This window comes from Actinomadura sp. NTSP31 (genome assembly GCF_041951385.1).
GTDB lineage: Bacteria > Actinomycetota > Actinomycetes > Streptosporangiales > Streptosporangiaceae > Spirillospora > Spirillospora napierensis.
Window position 1 is genome coordinate 281979 of sequence record NZ_JBGNUT010000007.1, and the last position, 19566, is coordinate 301544.

Annotated in this window: 15 protein-coding genes and 1 pseudogene; 4 read left to right on the forward strand and 12 right to left on the reverse strand. The window is 73.9% G+C overall.

All coding sequences use genetic code 11. The annotated features are described in order from the left end of the window. Positions 1-21: 21 nt before the first annotated feature. The 5 genes from ACA514_RS14995 to ACA514_RS15015 form a co-directional block, all read right to left on the reverse strand. Positions 22-2706: a hypothetical protein gene (locus ACA514_RS14995; RefSeq protein ID WP_375041712.1), complete on the reverse strand. Its 2685-nt coding sequence runs from the start codon at positions 2704-2706 to the stop codon at positions 22-24. Next, complete coding sequence (locus ACA514_RS15000; protein ID WP_375041713.1) at positions 2703-4472, reverse strand: HSP90 family protein; 1770 nt, start codon at positions 4470-4472, stop codon at positions 2703-2705. The genes ACA514_RS14995 and ACA514_RS15000 overlap by 4 nt, the downstream gene beginning before the upstream one ends. Positions 4473-4602: 130 nt before the next feature. Beyond that, complete coding sequence (locus ACA514_RS15005; protein ID WP_375041714.1) at positions 4603-5592, reverse strand: malate dehydrogenase; 990 nt, start codon at positions 5590-5592, stop codon at positions 4603-4605. 254 nt (positions 5593-5846) lie between these two features. Beyond that, positions 5847-7064 (reverse strand): NADP-dependent isocitrate dehydrogenase, encoded by a 1218-nt coding sequence (locus ACA514_RS15010; RefSeq protein ID WP_375041715.1) that lies wholly within the window; start codon positions 7062-7064, stop codon positions 5847-5849. 139 nt (positions 7065-7203) lie between these two features. Further along, on the reverse strand, positions 7204-7632 hold the full coding sequence (locus ACA514_RS15015) for a DUF3017 domain-containing protein (protein WP_375041716.1): 429 nt from the start codon (positions 7630-7632) through the stop codon (positions 7204-7206). A gap of 269 nt (positions 7633-7901) precedes the next feature. On the opposite strand from ACA514_RS15015, the pseudogene ACA514_RS15020 reads away from it, so the two are divergent. Next, a pseudogene (locus ACA514_RS15020) lies at positions 7902-8477 on the forward strand (FHA domain-containing protein); the annotation flags it as partial. Between the two features lie 382 nt (positions 8478-8859). Here the strand turns inward: ACA514_RS15020 and ACA514_RS15025 are convergent. After that, positions 8860-9708, reverse strand: a complete 849-nt coding sequence (locus ACA514_RS15025; RefSeq protein WP_375041717.1) for a bifunctional methylenetetrahydrofolate dehydrogenase/methenyltetrahydrofolate cyclohydrolase — start codon at positions 9706-9708, stop codon at positions 8860-8862. 226 nt (positions 9709-9934) lie between these two features. Between ACA514_RS15025 and ACA514_RS15030 the strand changes: the two genes are divergently transcribed. After that, positions 9935-10528, forward strand: a complete 594-nt coding sequence (locus ACA514_RS15030; protein WP_375041718.1) for a GNAT family N-acetyltransferase — start codon at positions 9935-9937, stop codon at positions 10526-10528. A gap of 22 nt (positions 10529-10550) precedes the next feature. On the opposite strand, the gene ACA514_RS15035 is transcribed toward ACA514_RS15030, so the two are convergent. The 3 genes from ACA514_RS15035 to purN form a co-directional block, all read right to left on the reverse strand. Next, the gene (locus tag ACA514_RS15035; protein WP_375041719.1) at positions 10551-10727 is read right to left on the reverse strand and encodes a hypothetical protein; all 177 of its coding nucleotides are present in this window, start codon (positions 10725-10727) and stop codon (positions 10551-10553) included. Positions 10728-10869: 142 nt separating this feature from the next. Then, entirely contained in the window at positions 10870-12435 is a 1566-nt protein-coding gene (purH, locus tag ACA514_RS15040; protein WP_375041720.1) for a bifunctional phosphoribosylaminoimidazolecarboxamide formyltransferase/IMP cyclohydrolase, read from the reverse strand. After that, positions 12432-13136 (reverse strand): phosphoribosylglycinamide formyltransferase, encoded by a 705-nt coding sequence (gene purN, locus ACA514_RS15045; protein WP_375041774.1) that lies wholly within the window; start codon positions 13134-13136, stop codon positions 12432-12434. The genes purH and purN overlap by 4 nt, the downstream gene beginning before the upstream one ends. A 106-nt stretch (positions 13137-13242) precedes the next feature. Between purN and ACA514_RS15050 the strand changes: the two genes are divergently transcribed. Then, on the forward strand, positions 13243-13728 hold the full coding sequence (locus ACA514_RS15050; RefSeq protein WP_375041721.1) for a hypothetical protein: 486 nt from the start codon (positions 13243-13245) through the stop codon (positions 13726-13728). Between the two features lies 1 nt (position 13729). Here the strand turns inward: ACA514_RS15050 and ACA514_RS15055 are convergent, their stop codons facing one another. The 3 genes from ACA514_RS15055 to sucC form a co-directional block, all read right to left on the reverse strand. Continuing rightward, positions 13730-15580 carry a DUF6350 family protein gene (locus tag ACA514_RS15055; protein WP_375041722.1) on the reverse strand — a complete coding sequence of 617 codons (1851 nt, stop codon included), beginning with the start codon at positions 15578-15580 and terminating at the stop codon, positions 13730-13732. 158 nt (positions 15581-15738) lie between these two features. Continuing rightward, on the reverse strand, positions 15739-16626 hold the full coding sequence (gene sucD, locus ACA514_RS15060; protein ID WP_375041723.1) for a succinate--CoA ligase subunit alpha: 888 nt from the start codon (positions 16624-16626) through the stop codon (positions 15739-15741). A 2-nt stretch (positions 16627-16628) separates the two neighbouring features. Then, positions 16629-17807, reverse strand: a complete 1179-nt coding sequence (gene sucC, locus ACA514_RS15065) for an ADP-forming succinate--CoA ligase subunit beta (protein ID WP_375041724.1) — start codon at positions 17805-17807, stop codon at positions 16629-16631. 238 nt (positions 17808-18045) lie between these two features. Here sucC and ACA514_RS15070 point away from each other — a divergent pair, with 238 nt between their 5' ends. Then, entirely contained in the window at positions 18046-19557 is a 1512-nt protein-coding gene (locus tag ACA514_RS15070; protein ID WP_375041725.1) for a glycoside hydrolase family 15 protein, read from the forward strand. Positions 19558-19566: the final 9 nt, after the last annotated feature.

Genomic DNA, 19566 nt, shown 5'->3' on the forward strand with positions numbered 1-19566 from the left:
CCGGAGCGCGGCCGGCCCGGGTCAGCCCCGGAGCGCGGACCTGATGTCGGCGAGGAGGGCGGCGGCCTGGTCGGCGGGGCCGGTCTCGTCCAGCGACCGGAAGCCGTCCACGGCGGCGGACGCGTGCGGTTCCGCGTCCGCCTGGCGCCCGGTCTGCGCGAGGATGCGGGCCTGGTCGTAGGAGACGAGCGCGGTCTCCCAGGTGCGGGGCGGGCCGTCCGGCAGGGCGTCCAGGGCCGCGCGGGCCGCCTCCACCGTGGCGACGGCCCGCTCCGGCTCGCCGCTCCAGAGCAGGCACATCGCGGCACGGCGGCGGGCGCGGACGACGCCGTGCGGGTCGCCGGCCCCGCCGTGCGCCTCGGCCGCCTCGGCGAACCGCTCGGCGGCCTGGGCGTCCTTGTCGAGGTCCGTCAGGATCTCGGCGGCCTCCTCCAGGAAGTGCGCGACCGCGCCCGGTTCCCCGTCCTTCGCGGCGTCCTCGGCGAGGGACGCGAACGTCGCCGCGCCGTCCTCCTCGCCCAGCCCCTTCTGGGCGTGCGCGAGGATCAGCCGGCAGCGCCGCGCGGCCCCGCCGGCCAGTTGCGGCAGCGCCTCCTCGGCGGCCTCCGCGGCCTCCAGGTGGCGGCCCGCCTCCAGGTAGCCGGCGGCGAGATCGGCGCGCAGGTGGACGGCCTGCTCGTGCATGCCCTCGGCGGTCCACGCGGCGACGGCCTCGGCGAGGTCGGCGACGGCGTCCGCGGGGCGGCCCGCGGACAGCAGCGCCAGCCCCCGCTCGGTGTGGGCCGACGCGCGCATCGGCGACGGCTCGGGCATCGCGGCGAGCGCCTCGTCGAGCAGCGCGAACACCTCCTCGCCCGGCCCGCCGGAACCGGAACCGCCCTCCGGTGCGGGCTCGCGGACCAGGATCTGGGCGAGCAGCAGCGCCGGGGCGGACGCCTGCTCCGGGTCGCCTGACGCGCGAGCCTCCGCGAGGGACCGCCGCAGCGCCGCGGCCGCGTCCCCCGTCTCACCGGCCGACAGCAGCGCGCGGCCCCGCAGGAACCACAGCTCGCCCGCCCGATCGGGGGCGTCGTCCGGGTCGACGCGGTCGAGCGCCGCGAGGACGTCGGCGTGCCGGTCGCGGCTCAGGTGGACGGCGGCCAGCCGCAGCAGCGCCGCCGTGGCGGCGCCGTCCTCGGCCGGATGCGCGGTGAAGTGGTCGGCGGCCTCGTTCAGCTCGTCCAGCCCGCGCTCGTCGCCCGCGTCGCAGCGCAGCGCGCCGAGCCGGCTCAGCACGCGGTACCGCCGCGCCCGCTCGCCCAGCTCGCCGAACAGCCGGAACGCCTCCTCCCAGCAGGCGATCGCGCCCTCGTGGTCGCCGTCCATCGCCCGCTCGACGCCCCGGGCGTCCAGCCGCCGCGCCCGCTGCAGCGGCGTCGGCCCGGTCGTCTCGGCGACGGCGTCGAAGCGCCGCCACGCGGCCAGCGTGCGGGCCGCGTCACGGCTGGTGCGGCGCTCGTCCCCGATGGCCAGCAGCACGTCGAGGTCGGTCTCGGTCGCGATGCCGTCCGGCTCGGGCCGCCGCGCGGCGGGAGCCGCCGCCGGGGCGGGAGCCGAGCGGCGGTGGTGCGGCGCCAGCGGGACGAACCCGGCGACCGGCTCGGCCGCCAGGATCGCGCGCACCCTGCCGCCCTGGTGGGACGTGCCGTTGCGGGCGTCGAACCGGGCCGCCAGCTCCGTCGCGCGGGCCTCCAGCTCGGCGCCCAGCTCCGCGAGCGGCACGTCCCGCGCCGGACGGTCGCCCGACGCGGGCCGCCGGACCGTCGCCGCGCCGTGCCCGGACGCCGCCGCCCTTCCCAGCACCAGCGCGGCCGAGGCGGCGAACATCATCTCCGCGTGGACGTGCGGCGCCCGGTCCAGCCACCCGAGATGCCGCTGCACGATCTCCACGCCGCGCGCCTCGTTGCCGGTCAGCGCGCAGAACTCCAGATGCTCGGCGACGTCCCCCAAGTCGGCGATCCGGCTCCGGTGCACCCGGTACGCGCGTCGGTGCGCGTCGGCCGCCGCGTCGGGCCGGCCCGTGCGCAGGTACACCGGCATCATCGCCGTCTGGATGCCCTGCGGCTGCTCCTTGCAGGTCAGCTCGGCCGCCAGCACCGGCGCCGCGACCTCCGCGGCCTCCTCGTACCGGCCCGCGTCGGCGAGATGGCTCACGATGCCGGTCGGGTCGCACCCCTCGCAGTCCGACAGCTGGTCCCGCTGGGCGGCGCGCCACCGGCCGAACCAGTCGTCGGCCGACGGGTCGCCGATGTGGCGGGCGACGATGTGCCGGCGCCGGTACACCGCCTGGAGGCTGTGGCCGCCCGCACGGTAGCGCCGCTCCATGTCGTCCAGCACCGCCCGCGTCCGGTCGAGCGGGATCTCCGGGAACTTCGTGAGCGAGCTCACCACCGCTTTCATCTGCCACAGCAGCACGAGCGGCTCGTCATAGCGGCCGGGGTCGCGGTCATGCTCGGCGAGCGTCCGGCCGAACGTCGCGAACGCCTTCGCGGGCTCGCCGCCGAACTGGTAGGCGTCGGTCAGGCGCGTCCGCACGCGGAACGCCAGCACGTCGTCGCCGGCCTCCTCCGCGCGGCGCAGCGCGTCCTCGACCAGGACGGTCCGCGCCTCCCCGTACGGGAGCTCCTGCGCGCGCCCCATCAGCGCGTAGACGTCATCGGTGCTCACTGGGTGGCCTCCGGGCTGTGGACGGCCCACTCCAGCAGGCCGATGAAGGAACGGTTCAGCACCGCCGTGTCGGCGGGCCGCAGCGGATGGTGGCCCAGCAGCAGCGCCTGCCCGTACAGCGCCTGCACGGCGGGCTCCACCGGCCCGCCCGCGCCCAGGGCCGTGACCCGGCGCGTCAGCGGATTGCGGTAGTTCAGCACCAGCTGCGGGCGCTCCAGGCCGGTCGACGCGCCGACCGCGCCGAGCACGTCCGCCCACAGCTCGCCGGCCTCCTCCCGCGCCCGCGTCAGCTCGTCACGGAACTGCGCGTCCCGGCTGGTCAGGTACAGCGCCGGAAGCGACGCCGGGTCGAAGTCGCGGACCACCACCTCGCAGCCGAGCCGCTCCACCGCCCGCTGCGCGGCCGCCAGGAACGGCCGCAGCGCCAGCTCCGCCGCCGGGTCCAGCACGCCGAACGTCGTGGTCAGCTCCGCCGCGTCCAGCCGGGTCAGCCGGATGTCGGGATCGAGGTCGGGCAGCCGCTCGATGATCTCGGTGTCGTGCACGTAACCGCCGTTGACCAGCCCGACGCCCTGCGCGCCCGCCACCGCCGACAGCCGCCGGAACTCCTCCACGCTCCCGGCGAACCGGCCCTCCGGATGCCGCCGCCGGAACTCGCGCAGCGTCATCGGACCCGCGGACGTCTCGTAGTCCATCCACCGGTCGACGATCCGCAGCATGTCGTCGTCGTGCAGCGCCATCGCCTTCACACCCAGCTGATGCAGCCGCAGGAACCCGCGCAGCCGCGCCGGATCCGTCTCCGCCAGCCGCACCAGCCACTGCCGCAGCACCTCCCCGAGGGCCTGCCGCGCCGACTCCAGCAGCTCGTCCTCGAACAGCGCCTCGCGGCTCGCGGTCGGCCGCAGCTCCCCCGCGTCCACCACGCACCGGACGAAGAACGCCCAGTCGGGCAGCAGCCCCTGCACGCTCTCCGCCAGCAGCATCCGCTTCAGATAGACGCGATGGGCGCTGCGGGACGTCGGCGACACCGGCTCCGGCAGGACGAACGCGACGCCCGTCAGCCCCGCCTCCGCCACCTCCAGATCGACCACGTCGAACGGCGTGAACCCGTACAGCTCCTCGCAGTACCTCTCCAGCGCGCGCCGCCGCGACGCCGGATCCGGATGGGACGCCCGCCACGGCGGGCCATCGCCCGTGACCGCGGCCCCGTCCACGACGAGGTCGACGGGGAGCAGCGAGCCGTAGGCGCGGGCCAGCTCCGCCACGACGGGCGCGCTCAGCAGCTCCGCCGACCCCGGACGCGGCCGCAGCGTCACCGTCGTGCCCGGCTCGTCCCGCTCGCCCGGCTCGACCCGGTAACTACCCTCCGACCGGCCCGTCCAGCGGACCGCGCCGCCGCCCTTCGCCGACCGCGACACCACCTCGATCTCGTCCGCGACCAGGAACGCCGACAGCAGCCCGATCCCGAACTGGCCGAGGAAGTCGTGCCGCGCGAACCCCAGGTCGTCGCGCTTGGACGACCGGCCGATCGTCGCCAGCAGCGTGTGCACCTCGTCCGCCGTCAGCCCGACGCCGTCGTCGTGCACCCGCAGCGTCCCGCCGCCGGTCTCGATCACCACCCGGCCGCCGCCCCCGCCGCGCGCGGTGATCGCGTCCACCGCGTTCTGCAGCAGCTCGCGCAGGTACACCCGCGGGCTCGCGTACAGATGCCGGCTGAGCAGATCCACCACGCCGCGCAGATCCACCTGGAAAGCCTGATCCGCCACCCGCGTCCCTCCCCGTCGCCTTCGAAGCGATCACACCCTAACGACCGGTGCCGACACGTTCGCGGGATTTACGACGCGAACGAGCCCCGGACCGCGCGGGTCCGGGGCTCGTGCGTACGGGTGCGGCCGGTCAGATCAGGCCGAGCTTGCGGACGGCGTCGCGCTCCTCCGACAGCTCCTGCACCGACGCGTCGATCCTGCCGCGCGAGAAGTCGTTGATCTCCAGCCCCTGGACGATCTCCCACTTCCCGTCCTTCGTGGTGACCGGGAACGAGGAGATCAGGCCCTCCGGCACGCCGTAGGAGCCGTCCGACACGACCGCCATCGACGTCCAGGTGCCCTCGGCGGTGCCGTTCACCCAGGTGTGCACGTGGTCGATCGCCGCGGACGCCGCCGACGCCGCCGACGACGCGCCCCGCGCCTCGATGATCGCCGCGCCGCGCTTGGCGACGGTCGGGATGAAGTCGTTCTCCAGCCAGGCCTGGTCGTTCACCGTCTCGGCCGCGTTCTTGCCGCCGATCTCGGCGTGGAAGATGTCCGGGTACTGGGTGGCGGAGTGGTTGCCCCAGATCGTCATCTTCCTGATGTCGGCGACGGACACGCCGGCCTTCTTCGACAGCTGCGCGAGCGCCCGGTTGTGGTCCAGGCGGGTCATCGCGGTGAACCGCTCGGCGGGGACGTCCGGCGCGTGCGACTGCGCGATCAGCGCGTTGGTGTTGGCCGGGTTGCCGACCACCAGGACCTTGATGTCGTCGGCGGCGCCGGCGTTGATCGCCTCGCCCTGCGGCTTGAAGATGCCGCCATTGGCCTCCAGCAGGTCGCCGCGCTCCATGCCCTTCGTGCGCGGGCGGGCGCCGACGAGCAGCGCCACGTTCGTCCCCTCGAACGCCTTGGTCGCGTCGTCGAAGATCTCGATGCCGGACAGCAGCGGGAACGCGCAGTCGTCCAACTCCATCGCGGTGCCCTCGGCGGCCTTCACCGCCTGCGGAATCTCCAGCAGCCGCAGGCGTACGGGTACGTCCGCGCCGAGCAGGTGCCCGGAGGCGATGCGGAAGAGCAGCGCGTAGCCGATCTGGCCCGCGGCGCCGGTAACGGTGACTGTGACTGGGGTGCGCGTCATGCGTCCTTCTCCTGCTGTGACCTGACGGGGCTCAGGCGGCCATCCTTCGAACCCGACCGCCGAAGAGCCGCCCATGGAACCGGTCCGCCGCACGGGTTCTCTCGCCGTCGAGATATTTCCGACGCCAGGCTATCGCGCGCCGTCCGCCCGTCACCCGGCAGGTGCCCGCCCCGACATGGCTCACACCCCGCGAACGCGGAAGGCCGCCCCGGGACGAACCCGGGACGGCCCTGCGAGTCGAAGAACGAACGCGATCAGGCGTTGATCTTCTTCTGGAGGTTGGTGTCCAGCGCCTCCAGGAACTGCTGCGTCGTCAGGAACGGAGTGTCCCCGCCGACCAGCAGGGCCAGGTCCTTGGTCATCTGGCCGCCCTCGACGGTCTCGACGCAGACCTGCTCGAGCTTGCGGGCGAAGTCGATGACCTCGGGCTGGCCGTCGAGCTTGCCGCGGTGCTCGAGGCCGCGGGTCCAGGCGAAGATCGACGCGATCGGGTTGGTCGACGTCGGCTTGCCCTGCTGGTGCTGCCGGTAGTGCCGGGTCACCGTGCCGTGCGCGGCCTCGGCCTCGACGGTCCTGCCGTCCGGGGTCATCAGGACGGAGGTCATCAGGCCGAGCGAGCCGAAGCCCTGCGCGAGCGTGTCGGACTGGACGTCGCCGTCGTAGTTCTTGGCGGCCCACACGAAGCCGCCCTCCCACTTGAGCGCCGCGGCGACCATGTCGTCGATGAGGCGGTGCTCGTAGGTGATGCCCTTGGCCTCGAAGTCCGACTTGAACTCGGTCTCGAAGATCTCCTGGAAGAGGTCCTTGAACCGGCCGTCGTAGGCCTTGAGGATCGTGTTCTTCGTCGACAGGTACAGCGGCATCTCGCGGCTCAGCGCGTACCGCATGCTCGTCCGGGCGAAGTCACGGATCGACTCGTCGTAGTTGTACATCCCCATCGCGACGCCGCCGCCGGGGAAGTTCGCGACCTCGACCTCCATGGGCTCCGAGCCGTCCTGCGGGGTGTAGGTGATCGTCACCTTGCCCGGGCCGGGGACCACGAAGTCGGTCGCCTTGTACTGGTCGCCGTGGGCGTGCCGGCCGATGATGATCGGCTTGGTCCAGCCCGGGACCAGGCGGGGGATGTTCGAGACCACGATGGGCTCGCGGAAGATCACGCCGCCGAGGATGTTGCGGATCGTTCCATTGGGGGAACGCCACATCTTCTTCAGGCCGAACTCTTCGACGCGCGCCTCGTCGGGGGTGATGGTGGCGCACTTGACGCCGACGCCGTGCTCGGCGATGGCGTTCGCGGCGTCGATGGTGACCTGGTCGTCCGTGGCGTCACGGTGCTCGATCCCCAGGTCGTAGTACTTCAGGTCCACGTCGAGATAGGGCAGGATCAGCTGGTCCTTGATGAATTTCCAGATGATCCGCGTCATTTCGTCGCCGTCGAGTTCGACGACCGGGCCCGCTACTTTGATCTTGGGCATGCTGTTGCTGTCCCTTTCCTACACCTGGCCAGCAGTCCTTGTAAGGCTCAACTGGCAAGGCTAGCCGAGGCCCGGATGCGGTCTAGACCTGGGCTCCTCGCTGGACCGGCCGCATCTCCGGTGACCTGCGGAAACATCGTTAGCCCGGCGAACCGTCCCGGCGCCGGACGAGCAGCAGGCGCACCCCGCGCGCCAGCATGACCAGGGCGATCAGCACGCCGAGCGCGCCCGCGCCGACGAGGCCGGTCTTGTTCATCGGGGGAATGCTGAGCGCGACGAACGCCACCATCTCGCCGAGGATCACCAGCGTCCAGCAGTCGATCTGGCGGCTGCGCACCGCGAGCAGCCCGAGCTGGGACTCCGGCAGCAGCAGCCGCGCCAGCGCGCCGAACAGCAGCGCGGCGGCCATCAGGCCGGAGCCCTTGCGGAAGTAGTTGAGGGCGCACAGCACCAGGCCGCCGCCCACGCCGCTGAGCACGATGAGGTACGGCAGCCGCGCGAGCCAGTGCGGGGCGGCGCCCCTGCCCCGCGGCGCTCTCCGCCTGCGCCGGTGCACCTGCGTGCTCATGGGTCCACGGTAATGCCGATCGGCGCGCGGCACGACATCGCCGGCGCCGGACGGCGGGACTTCGGGGCCGGGTGAGGGGCCGGGAGATCGTCCCGGCGAATCGGCGGCCGGACTTGTGCGGCGGCGACGGAAACGCACCCGGTCCGGCTGGTGGGGAAGAGCCCCGAATGCCTTGTGCCATCGGTGCTACTCGCCAGTAGGAGGGTGTGGCGGGGGTCCGGCCGGGTAACCCGGCAGACAGGGGTCGCTAACTAGCTGGGAGGACTGCCGTGGAGGGGCCGTTCATGCGGATCGAGGACAGCGGGCTGGTGGTGCCGCTGCGCCCCGACGTTACGACGGTCGGGAGAGGGAGAGGAGTAGACATCCGCCTCGACGACCCGAGTGTGTCCCGTTTGCACGCAGAGATCGTGCGGCGCGGCCCGTACGTCTACGTCGTCGACATGGGTCTGTCCCGCAACGGGACCCGTGTCAACGGCCGGCCGATCGCCCGCCGTGTCCTGGAGGACGGTGACGTCGTGAGCTTCGGCACGGCGCGCTGCCGGATGGGGGGCATCCCCCGTGAGGAGGTCGACCCGGACGTCGAGCTGAGGCGCGCCGTCGCCCCCGAGCTCACCCGCCGCGAGGTCGACGTGCTGACCGCGCTGTGCCGTCCCGCCCTGTCGGACGAGGCGTTCGTGGCCCCCGCCACGGCGCGCGACATCGCGGGAGAGCTGGTCGTGACCGAGGCCGCGGTGAAGCAGCACCTGCTGCGGCTCTACCAGAAGTTCCGGATCCCCGAGGGGGCCAACCGGCGCACCCGGCTGGCCAACGAGGTCATCGCGATGGGCCTCGTCCGGCCGCTGCCGCCGGTCCACGTTCCCCAGCAGGGCCGCCCCCCGATCGACGGGCGTCCGCCGGGGATGCGGGGTCCGGCGGACGCGCGCCGGACCGGGCCGCCGGGACACGCCCCCGGCCATCCCACGGGCCCGGCCCGCGCCGCGGCGCACACCGCGGCGACCCGCCGGGCCAGCTGAGATGCCGGGCCGACCGAAGTGAACGTGCGATCGCCCTCACCGGCAGCGCAGTCGAGGGCGATCGCCTGACCCGCCCGGATCGGGTCGCGCAAGTGACGGCGCGGCCCGGCCCGGGGGACCTCCGAGAAGGCGAGCGACAAGGCGAGAGGGCCGCCACCACGGGTGCGGTGGCGGCCCTCTCGCCTGTCCGGTCTCTCGCCTGTCCGGTGGGCCGTCAGACGGTCTGCTCGGCGGCCTCGACGACGTTCTGCAGGAGCATGGCGCGGGTCATCGGGCCGACGCCGCCGGGGTTCGGGGCGACCCAGCCGGCGACCTCGCGGACGTCGGCCGCGACGTCCCCGGTGAGCTTGCCGTCGACGCGGGAGACGCCGACGTCCAGCACGGCGGCGCCGGGCTTGACCATGTCGGCGGTGATCAGGCCGGGGACGCCGGCCGCCGCGACGACGATGTCGGCGGCGCGGGTGTGCGCGGCGAGGTCGCGGGTGGCGGTGTGGCAGAGCGTGACGGTGGCGTTCTCGCTGCGCCGGGTCAGCAGCAGGCCGAGCGAGCGGCCGACGGTGATGCCGCGGCCGACGACGGTGACCTCGGCGCCCTTGATCGGCACGTCGAAGCGGCGCAGCAGCTCGATGATGCCCTTCGGGGTGCAGGGCAGCGGGCCCGGCTGCATCAGGACGAGCCGTCCGAGGCTCATCGGGTGCAGGCCGTCGGCGTCCTTGGCGGGGTCGATCAGCTCCAGCACGCGCTGCTCGTCCAGGCCCTTCGGCAGCGGCAGCTGGACGATGTAGCCGGTGCAGGCGGGGTCGGCGTTGAGTTCGGCGACGGCCCGCTCGACGTCCTCCTGGGAGGCGGTCTCGGGCAGGTCGCGGCGGATGCTCTCGATGCCGACCTCGGCGCAGTCGCGGTGCTTCATGTTGACGTAGGAGCGGCTGCCGGGGTCGTCGCCCACCAGCACCGTCCCGAGGCCCACGGACACGCCGCGGTCGCGCAGCGCCTCGACGCGCCCCTTGAGGTCGGAGCGGATCTCGGCGGCCGTGGCCTTGCCGTCCAGGATCTGTGCGGTCATGCATGCCTCCGCGGTGTGTCGCCAGGGACCGAGCCCTGCTCGGGGTCCCGTCCACCCAGGCGCGCGGTGTCCGGACTGTCGTTCGCTCCCCGGTGGTGATCCACCTTGACCGCGCCAGTCGCGTCGAAACCCCATGGTAGCCGCCCCGGCGGCGCCGAGTGGTCCGCCGGAATCGCCCTGAAGTGGCTCTGCCGGACCCCCGGCGGTCCCTCCTAGCGTGGACGCCATGAACGACGAATGGTTTGCGCAGCCGGTCCTGACCGGCCGTTATGTGCGGTTGGAACCCCTCTCCCCCGACCACGTCGACGGCCTGTTCGCGGCGTCGAAGGACCCTTCCGTCTGGACGTGGCTGAGCGAGCGGCAGCCGGCGGACGCGGACGCCGTGCACGCCATGGTGAGCAAGGCCCTGATCGCGCGGGACAAGGGCGTGCGGCTGCCGTGGGCGCAGATCGACGTGGCGACCGGGGAGGTCGCCGGGACGACGTCGTACTACGAGGTCGTCCCGAAGGACCGGGGGCTGTGCATCGGGTACACGTGGCTGGGTGCGCGCTGGCAGCGGACGGGTTTCAACACCGAGTCGAAGCTGCTGCTCCTGCAGCGGGCGTTCGACGACCTGGGGGCGATCCGGGTGGGATGGCACACCCATTCCCGCAACGAGCGGTCGCGGGCGGCGATCCAGCGGCTCGGCGCGTCGTTCGAGGGGATCCACCGCAAGCACCGGATCCGCCAGGACGGCTCGATCCGCGACACCGCCGTCTTCTCGATGACCGACGACGACTGGCCGGAGGCGGCGAAGGCGCTGCGCGCGCGGCTGCGCTAGGCCGCGCCGGATGCCGGGAACGCTAGTCGTCGGCGCGTTCGCGGCGGGCGAGGATCCGGTCGGTGCCGTGCCAGCCGAGCTGCCCGGCCAGGAGGGCGGCGAGCACCGCCGCGACCAGCCCGACCAGCTGGCGTGACTCCATCAGCAGCGAGTCTGCCTGACCGATGTGGGCGACCAGGAAGGTCGTCAGCGAGTCCATTCGCGCCTCCTACAGCGGACGATCGCGCCGAAGGTCAAGAGACGGTCATGGGGCGCGGCCAGCCAGAGGCTACCTCCGGCGCGGCAGTGGAAAGACCGGGCCCGGCGGGGCGGAACGCCGCGCCGGGCCCGGGCATGTCCGGTCAGTGGAAGAAGTGCCGCGTGCCGGTGAAGTACATCGTGACGCCGGCCTTGGTCGCGGTCTCGATGGCCAGCTCGTCGCGGATCGAGCCGCCCGGCTGGACGACGGCCTTCACGCCGGCCTCGATCAGCACTTCGAGCCCGTCCGGGAACGGGAAGAAGGCATCGGACGCGGCGACCGAGCCGCGCGCCCGCTCCTCCCCCGCGCGCGCCACGGCCAGGCGGGCCGAGTCGACCCGGTTGACCTGGCCCATGCCGACGCCGACGGTGGCGCCGCCGGAGGCCAGCAGGATCGCGTTGGACTTGACGGCGCGGACGGCCCGCCACGCGAACGCCAGGTCGCGGAGGGTGTCCTCGTCGGCGGCCGCGCCGCACTTGAGCTCCCAGCCGGACGGGTCGTCGCCGGACGCGTCGACGCGGTCGACGGTCTGCACGAGGAGCCCGCCGTCGATCCGCCGGGACTCGATGGCGCCGCCGGGGGCGTCCGGGCAGATCAGCAGCCGGGTGTTCTTGAACCGGTTCTTCAGCACGGTGACGGCCTCGTCCTCGAAGGACGGGGCGACGACGACCTCGGCGAAGCTCCCGGTGATCTGCTCCGCCATCGCGGCGGTGACCGGCCGGTTCGCGGCGATCACGCCGCCGTAGGCGGACGCCGGGTCGCACTCGAGGGCGCGGCGGTGCGCGTCGGCGATGTCGGCGCCGACCGCGATGCCGCACGGGTTGGCGTGCTTGATGATCGCGACGCAGGGGTCGGTGAAGTCGTAGGCGGCGCGGCGGGCGGCGTCGGTGTCCACGTAGTTGTTGTAGGACATCTCCTTGCCGTAGATCTGCTCGGCGCCCGCGAGGCCCGTCTCGCCCGGCACCCGGTACAGGGCGGCGCGCTGGTGCGGGTTCTCGCCGTACCGCAGGGCGTTCGACCGCTCCCAGGTGGCGCCGAGGAAGTCGGGCCACCGCGTCTCGGCGGCCTGCTCGTCGGGCGCGTACTCGCTCGCGAACCAGGAGGCCACGGCCACGTCGTAGGACGCGGTGTGCGCGTAGGCGAGCGCGGCGAGGCGGCGGCGCTGCTCGATCGTGAACCCGCCGGCCTTCACCGCGTCCAGGACGTCCCCGTAGGCGGACGGGTCGACGACGACGGCGACGGACGCGTGGTTCTTCGCGGCGGCGCGGACCATCGTCGGGCCGCCGATGTCGATCTGCTCGACGCACTCGTCGGGCTTCGCGCCGGACGCGACCGTCGCGGCGAACGGGTACAGGTTCACCACGGCCAGGTCGAACGGCTCGACGTGCAGGTCGTCGAGCTGCTGGAGGTGGTCCTCCTTGCGCCGGTCGGCGAGCAGGCCCGCGTGCACCTTCGGGTGCAGGGTCTTGACCCGGCCGTCCAGGCACTCGGGGAACCCGGTGAGCTTCTCCACCTTCATCACCGGCACGCCGGCGGCGGAGATCCGGCCCGCCGTGGACCCGGTGGAGACGATCTCCACCCCGGCCTCGTGCAGGCCGCGGGCGAGCTCCTCCAGCCCGGTCTTGTCGTACACGCTGATCAGTGCGCGCTTGATCGCCACCCGACTCACCGGCCGAGCTCCCCTCGTTCCGTCTGACCTGGACTGCCGGACGTTCCGCCGTCCGGCGCGGCGCCGCCGGACGTGCCGTCGCCGCAGGTTCTGCATTTCATCGAGACCCGCCGCCCCCGCGTGGTCCAGCCGTCGCGGGCCAGCCGTCCGACGACGTCGACCAGGAGCCGGCGCTCCACCTGCTTGATGCGCTCGTGCAGGGAGTCCTCGTCGTCATGCCAGCCCACGGGGACGGTCTCCTGGGCGATGACGGGTCCGGTGTCCACGCCTTCGTCGACGAAGTGAACCGTACAGCCCGTGACCTTCACCCCGTACGCCAGGGCGTCCCGTACGGCGTGCGCGCCGGGGAACGAGGGCAGCAGCGCGGGATGGGTGTTGACGATGCGGCCGCCGAACCGGGCCAGCACCTCGGGGCCGAGGATCTTCATGAACCCGGCGGACACCACCAGGTCGGGCTCGTGCTCGGCGATCGCCGTGGCGAGGGCGGCGTCCCATTCGGCGCGGGACGGGAAGTCGGGGATGCGCAGCGTGAACGCGGGCAGCCCGGCGCGCTCGGCGCGCTCGGTGCCGCCGATCCCGTCGCGGTCGGCGCCCACGGCCACCACTTTCGCCCCGTAGGCTGGATCTGCGCAGGCGTCGAGCAGCGCTTGTAGGTTGGTCCCCGCGCCGGAGACGAGGACGACGAGCCGGGCGGACACCATGACTCCCTTGTGGACGGTGGGGTGGACGGTGGGGTTGTCGGCATTCGGCACGAAGCCTATCGGCCCTGTTCGGCGCGGTTGAATCCACGGTTGGGAGGAAGCGGACGTGAGCGAGCAGCCGGGTCGACCGGCCCACCCCGTCGAGCAGGGGCGGGATCCGGCGGGGCCGCCCCCGGGCACCCCGCTCGGCCCTCCGGGGCCGCCGCCGGTCGAGCGGACCGGGCGGCGGGCCCTGTGGCTCGGCATCGTCGCCCTGCTGACGTCGCTCTTCTTCTACCCGCTCGGGCTGGTGCTGGGCGTCGCCGCGCTGGTCATCGGGATCAGGGCGCGGCGCCGGGCGCGGACGGCGCGCGGCGCGGCCCCGGGCGCGGTGCCGGGCATCGTGCTCGGCTCGGTGGGGCTGGCGTTCTCCGCGCTGTCGGTCGCGCTCACGGTGTTCCTGTGGCCGGAGCTGAGCGGGTACCAGGAGTGCCTGGGGGCGTCGAACACCGGCGCCGACAAGACCGCCTGCAAGCACGAGTTCTACCCGAAGATCGAGAAGAAGCTCGATCTGCCCGCGGGCAGCATGGACAAGTACGGCGACCTGCTCTGATTCACTCGCGGGGCTCGTCGCGCAGCACGTAGATGGCGCCGCCGCGGTTCTCGGTGCGCTCGGGGTCCTCGCGCGGCGGCGGCACGGGGTCGGGCTCGGCGTCCTCGACGATGTGGCCTTCGAGGACGACCTTGCCGTCCCGCTCGTCCGGCTGGGGTTCCGCCGGGGCGGGCTCCGGCTCGGCGGATCCAGGTGCGGGTGCGGCCGGCTCCCGCTCGGCGGGCTCGGGGGCGGCGGGCTCGTCCATGATCAGCTCGGGCAGCGGGTCCGCGGCGCGGCCGCGGCCGCGCGGCCTGCGCGGCGCCAGGACGGGCTCGGCCTCCTCGAACTCCAGCGGGTCGGGCGCGTAGGGCGACGGGCGTGAGGGCGCCGGGCGCGGTGCCGCCGGCCGCTCGGCCGCCGCCGGCGCCTCGTCCGGGACCGGCACGGGCGCGGGCTGCGGAACCGCCGCCTCGGGCAGCCGGGCCGCGGGCCGCCGCGTCCTGCGCTTCTTCCGCTTCTTCGGGCGCGACGGCGCCTCCTCGCCCTCCGGCCGCCGCATGATCCGCCAGTTCGCCGCCCACGCCGCGAACGCCGCGGAGATCCCCACCTCCAGCGCCGCCAGCAGCCCGACCTGCCACGCGGACGGGCCGACCGTCGCCATCCGGCCGCCGCCCAGCGGGCCGCCCGACAGCGCCGCCAGCAGCGCCACGACGGCGCCGGTCAGCGTCCCGGACACGAACCCCCATAGCGGCGCCGCCTCGGACGTCGCGCTCGGCATCGTCCGGATCGTCAGCACGCCGCCCACCGCGCCCGCCGCGAACGGCGCGGCCAGCGCCAGCAGCGACACGGCGGGCGCCGGACCGGCCTCGGGCAGCGCCGCCAGCGGCGGGAACGCCGGGACCGTGTCCAGGAACACACCGGTCGGCGACACGCTCGTCCCGGCGCCGACCGCGAAGCCCGGCCCGACCGCGTACGCGACGCCCCAGATCACCGCGTTCGGCAGGAACGCCAGCTCGACCAGGAGCAGCAGGACGCCGCCGACGATGCCGGGCGCGAGCAGGTCGTACAGCCGGTCGGACTCGGACATGTGCATCGCCAGCGACCCGCCGACCAGGACCGCGCCCGCCGCCAGCAGCACCGCCACCGACCCGGCGACCCCGATCACCAGCGACCTCGGGCGGTCCGGCAGCAGCCGCAGCAGCGCGCCCAGCCCGGACCGGACCCGCCGCCCGCGCGCCTCCGCCGCCACCTGCGCGGCCACCACGGCCCGCGCGGCGCCCAGCCCGCCCGCGATGACCGCGACGACGAAGCACCCGGCGAACGCCTGCCACGCCGACGGATGCACCTCCGGCGCGGACGCGGCCAGCGCCAGCAGCACGGCCAGCAGCGCGTACGGGACGGCCAGCGTCGCCGCCACGCGCACCACGGCGATCCGCGGCCGCGGCGGCAGCCCGAGCCCCCGGATCATCCACGCGCCGCCCCGGTACAGCAGCGCCCCGGGCAGCACCAGCACGCCCAGCGGCAGCAGCCCGACCCGGCCGTGCCCGTAGGAGAACCCCGCGTGGTGGGAGACGAGCCAGAAGTTCACGGCCGTCCGGAACACCCCGGACATCCCGTGCCCGAGCGCGGTCCTGGGCGCCGCGACCCAGCCGAGCAGCGTCACGGTCGTCAGCACCGTGAGCCCGATCCCCACGCACCACAGCGACGCCACGAGGCCCGTCACGTACAGGGGCCGCCCGTTCCCCGGCGCCGGCGCCGGGCGCGGTTCCGCGGGTCCGCGCCGGGCCCCGTCGCGGGGCGCGCGCGGCGTCCCGCCCGCGCCCCTCGCCGCCTGCGTGGTCACGCGCTGTCCCCGGCTCACGTCGCTCACCGCACCATGCTGGCACCACGCCCGCCCCCCGGCTCCGCGTGTCGCCCGGCGTGTCGCCTTTGTCGCCCGGCCGTCCCCGCGCGCCGGGGCCGGGAAAGCCGAAAGACGCCCGGACCGCGCGGGGCGGCTCGGGCGTCTTTCGGTGCCTGATCGAACGATCAGAGGTTCTTCATGATCTCCCGCATCAGGACGGCGGTCTCGCTGGGGGTCTTGCCCACGCGGACGCCGACCTTCTCCAGGGCCTCCTTCTTCGCCTGCGCGGTGCCGGCGGAGCCGGACACGATCGCGCCGGCGTGGCCCATCGTCTTGCCCTCGGGCGCGGTGAACCCGGCGACGTAGCCGACGACCGGCTTCGTGACGTTCTTCTCGATGTAGGCGGCGGCGCGCTCCTCGGCGTCGCCCCCGATCTCACCGATCATCACGATCGCGTCGGTCTCCGGGTCGTCCTGGAACGCCTTGAGGGCGTCGATGTGGGTGGTCCCGATGATCGGGTCGCCGCCGATGCCGACACAGGTGGAGAAGCCGATGTCGCGCAGCTCGTACATCATCTGGTACGTCAGCGTGCCCGACTTGGACACGAGGCCGATGCGGCCGGGGGTCGTGATGTCGGCCGGGATGATGCCCGCGTTGGACTTGCCGGGCGAGGCGATGCCGGGGCAGTTCGGCCCGATGATCCGGGTCTTGTTGCCCTTGGACCCCGCGTACGCCCAGAAGTAGGCGGTGTCGTGCACCGGGATGCCCTCGGTGATGACGACGCAGAGCGGGATCTCGGCGTCGATCGCCTCGACGACCGCGTCCTTGGTGAACTTCGGCGGCACGAAGACGACGGACACGTCCGCGCCGGTCTTCTCCATGGCCTCCTTGACGGTGCCGAAGACGGGCAGCTCGGTGCCGTCGAAGTCCACGGTCGTGCCGGCCTTGCGGGCGTTCACGCCGCCGACGACCTGCGAGCCGGCGGCGAGCATGCGGCGGCCGTGCTTGGAGCCCTCGGAGCCGGTGATGCCCTGCACGATGATCTTGCTGCTGTCGGTGAGCCAGATGGCCATTGTCATGCACCTGCCGCGGCGAGTTCGGCGGCACGCTTGGCCGCGTCGTCCATGGTGTCGACCTGCTGGACGCCGCTCAGTGCGGCATCGGTCAGGATCTTGCGTCCGAGCTCGGCGTTGTTGCCGTCGAGGCGGACGACGAGCGGCCGGTCGACGGCCTCGCCGCGCTCGGCGAGCAGCTTGTAGGCCGAGACGATCCCGTTGGCGACGGCGTCGCAGGCGGTGATGCCGCCGAAGACGTTGACGAACACCGACTTGACGTCGGCGTCCGACAGCACGATCTCCAGGCCGTTCGCCATCACCTCGGCGGACGCGCCGCCGCCGATGTCGAGGAAGTTGGCGGGCTTCTGGCCGCCGAACTCCTCGCCGGCGTAGGCGACCACGTCCAGGGTGGACATGACCAGGCCCGCGCCGTTGCCGATGATGCCGACGGAGCCGTCGAGCTTGACGTAGTTGAGGTCCTTGGCCTTCGCCGCCGCCTCCAGCGGGTCGGCCGCGGCCTTGTCCTCGAGCTTGTCGTGCTCCTGGCGGAACCCGGCGTTGTCGTCGAGGGAGACCTTGCCGTCGAGGGCCTTCACCTGGCCGTCGGCGGTGAGGATCATCGGGTTGACCTCGACCAGCGTGGCGTCCTCGTCGGTGAACACCGCCCACAGCCGCTCGATCAGCTCGGCGGCGCCGTCGAGCGCCTCCGCGGGCAGCCGGCCCTGCTCGGCGATCTCGCGGGCCTTCGCCCGGTCGACGCCGTCCAGCGGGGAGATCGGCACCAGCCCGAGGCGGTCGTGCGGGACCTCCTCGATCTCCACGCCGCCCTCGACGGAGCAGATGGACAGGAAGGTGCGGTTGGCGCGGTCGAGCAGGAAGGAGAAGTAGAACTCCTTCTCGATCGCCGAGCCCTCCTCGACCAGGACCTTGTGGACCGTGTGGCCCTTGATGTCCATGCCGAGGATCTGACCGGCGAGCGTCTCCGCCTCGTCGGCCGTGTCGGCGAGCTTCACGCCGCCGGCCTTGCCGCGGCCCCCGGTCTTCACCTGGGCCTTGACGACGACCTTCTTGCTCCCCGCGGAGAAGAGCTCCTCCGCGATGGCGCGCGCTTCCTGGGGTGTAGAGGCGACCTTGCCGGTGGGCACCGGTACCCCGTACTCGGCGAAGAGTTCCTTCGCCTGATGTTCGAACAGGTCCACGAGGGCGTCCTTTAACGGATCGACAGCCAGATGACCACGCGAGTGGGGGTACACGGGTGTCCGTGCGGCCGGCACTCCGCGGTCCGCTCCGTCGATGCAGCCTAGTCAACCCCGGTCCGTGCTGCCGCCGCCGGGTCCGTTTGTCACCCGGAGTCCGGAAACCGCAGGGTGCGGAGGGTGCGGCGGCGGGCACATCCGTTCCCGAGGACGATGAGTCGATTGGCATAGTTTGATGTACTTGCGCGAGGCCAGGGGGGAGACGACGGCCATGGAGGACGACCGGGGGGACGTGCGCGCCGCCGTCGTACCCGCGCCCGCCGGGCCCGCTCCCGCCCGCCGGCGGCCCGCGCGGCGCCGGACGCGCCGGATCCGGCGCGCCGCCGCGTTCCTCGTCGTCGCCGCGCTCGTCGCCGTGGCCGGGGCGAACGTGCCGGAACCGGCGGCGCCCGGCTGGGCGAGCCCCGGCCTGGTGGGCGGCGGCGGGTGGCCGTTCGCGGGCGTCCCGCTCGATCCGGAGGACACCGACGGCGCCGCGTACCTGCCCGACAGCTCGGCCGTGCGGCTCAAGGACGGCCGGGTGGAGCTGATCCCGTCCGGCGGCGACACCCCGGTCGTGGTCGCGGCGGACGACCCGCGGGTGGCGCAGGCGGTGCGGTCCGACAGCGCGTGGCTGGCGTCCGGCACCGTCCCGGAGGGCCCGGCCGACTCCGGCTTCCGGGACATGGCGGCGCGGGCACTGCTCGACCTGCGGCTCCTCACCCCGCCGAACGGCGCGACGCTCGCGTCCTGGTTCGGGGCGTGGCGGTACTCGTGGCCGCGCGACTCCGCGTTCGCCGCCGCCGCGTTCACCGTGACGGGCCATCCGTCGGAGGCGCGGCGCGTCCTGCGGTTCCTGGCGCGGGTGCAGACCGACCAGGGGCTCTGGGCGGCGCGGTACAACGCCGACGGGACGGCCGTGACGGACGGCCGGGCGCCGCAGCTCGACTCGCTGGGCTGGGTGCTGTGGGCGAGCTGGCTCTACCGGACGAAGACCCCGGACACCGGCGACCTGCCGGAGCTGTGGCCGATGGTGCGGCGCGCCGCCGACCACCTGGCCGGGTCGCTGGACGCGGAGGGCCTGCCGCCGCCGTCGTCGGACTACTGGGAACGCGACCACGGGAGCGAGCAGGACCCGCGGCGCCCCACGCTCGGCGTGGTCGGGCCCGCGCTGGCGGGCCTGCGGGCGGCGGCGGCCCTCGCCCAGAGCTACGGCCAGGACGGTCAGGCGGCGCAGTGGCGGGCCGCCGCGCACCGGATGTCGGCGGCGCTGGACCGGCAGTTCGCGCCCTACGGGTATCCGCGCTCTCCGGTGGAGGAGGGGCTGATGGACACGTCCGTGACGTTCGTCGCACCGCCTTTCGCGCCGCCGGACCCGGCCGTGGCCACGGCCGTCGCGGACGCCGAGCGCAGGCAGGCGCTGCCGAACGGGGGCGTGCTGCCGGGCGAGAAGTGGTCCGGCGCCCCGGACGTCGCGTGGACGCCGGAGACCGCGCTGTTCGGGCTGTCCGCCGCGGCGGGCGGGCGCGGGACCGAGGCGATCGCCCGGCTCGGCTGGCTGTCGGCGCACCGCACGGCCCTCGGGGCGCTGCCCGAGAAGGTCGGCCCGACGGGCCGCCAGGCGGGCGTGGCGCCGCTGGGCTGGACGGACTCGCTGGTCCTGCTGACCCTGTCGGCGCTGCGCGACCCGCTGCCGATCCCGCCCGCGCCCTGACCGCCGCGC